Annotated in this window: 3 protein-coding genes; 1 reads left to right on the top strand and 2 read right to left on the bottom strand. The window is 63.0% G+C overall.

The genetic code is table 11. From position 1 onward, the window contains the following. Positions 1-68: 68 nt before the first annotated feature. Together rplT and rpmI are read right to left on the bottom strand one after the other, a co-directional pair. Complete coding sequence (gene rplT, locus NS365_RS22830; protein WP_058602583.1) at positions 69-488, bottom strand: 50S ribosomal protein L20; 420 nt, start codon at positions 486-488, stop codon at positions 69-71. Positions 489-528: 40 nt separating this feature from the next. Further along, positions 529-729, bottom strand: a complete 201-nt coding sequence (rpmI, locus tag NS365_RS22825) for a 50S ribosomal protein L35 (protein WP_055892255.1) — start codon at positions 727-729, stop codon at positions 529-531. Positions 730-827: 98 nt separating this feature from the next. On the opposite strand from rpmI, the gene NS365_RS24835 reads away from it, so the two are divergent. Then, on the top strand, positions 828-1038 hold a 211-nt coding region (locus NS365_RS24835), incomplete at its 3' end, for a hypothetical protein (protein WP_058602582.1).

Below are 1038 nucleotides of genomic sequence, written 5' to 3'. Positions count from 1 at the left end.
CCAAAGAGAAAGGCCCGCGCGGAGCGTGATCCGCGCGGGCCTTTCAAACGATCCGAAGACGGGCTGCCTTACGCGGCCTGCTTCTCGCCGACGGCGCGCTCGTAGGCGCCGGGGAACTGGCCGTCCTTGATGTAGGCGAGGGCCGTCTTGGCCTTCTCGACCAGAGCCGTGAAGGCCTCCGGCTCGTGGATGGCGATGTCGGACAGAACCTTGCGGTCCACTTCGATGCCGGCCTTGTTCAGACCGTCGATGAAGCGGGCGTAGGTCAGGCCGTGCTCGCGCACGCCGGCGTTGATGCGCTGGATCCACAGGGCGCGGAAGTTGCGCTTCTTGACGCGGCGGTCGCGCGTGGCGAACTGCTTGGAACGATCGACCGCAGCCTTGGCGGCGCGGATCGTGTTCTTGCGGCGGCCGTAAAAGCCCTTGGCGGCCTTCAGGGTCTTCTTGTGCTTGGCATGGGACGTTACGCCCCGCTTGACGCGTGCCATGATCTATCTCCTTGAAAAATCGATAAGCCTTGGGAACCGCTTAGCGGTTGTAAGGCATGTAGACTTTGACGATCTTGGCATCCGCCTCGCTGAGGATCATCGATCCGCGCGCGTTGCGAATGAAGTCGTTGGAGCGCTTGATCATGCCGTGGCGCTTGCCGGCGGCACCCGCCTTGACCTTGCCGGAGGCGGTCATGCGGAACCGCTTCTTGGCGGCCGACTTGGTCTTCATCTTGGGCATTTTGCTCTCCTGACAGTAGGACCGCGAAAAGGCCGGACTGCGGCTCTTCCGAGATCCTCACTCCGGCCTTTTCCCGGTCCTACTGTCAGGAGAGCAACATGCCCAAGCTGCAGCCCAAGTCGGCCGCCCAGAAGCGGTTCCTCATTACCGCCTCCGGCCATGTCAAGGCGGGTTCCCCCTGCAACCTCCCCGGCCTGATCACGCACTCCAACGACTTCATCCGCCCCCCGCGCGGTTCCATGCTCCTCAGCCACTCGCACCCCCAACTGCTCAATCACTCCTTCCCTTCCACCCCACAAGCAATACCAA

This window comes from Aureimonas ureilytica (genome assembly GCF_001475935.1).
Taxonomy (GTDB): Bacteria; Pseudomonadota; Alphaproteobacteria; order Rhizobiales; family Rhizobiaceae; genus Aureimonas; species Aureimonas ureilytica_A.
The sequence above is the reverse complement of the archived record's forward strand: the minus strand, read 5'-3'. Positions and strand labels throughout refer to the sequence as shown.

Coding starts and splice junctions, on each gene's coding strand:
- rplT (WP_058602583.1), bottom strand. CDS start 488: ATGGCACGCGTCAAGCGGGGCGTAACGTCCCATGCCAAGCACAAGAAG.
- rpmI (WP_055892255.1), bottom strand. CDS start 729: ATGCCCAAGATGAAGACCAAGTCGGCCGCCAAGAAGCGGTTCCGCATG.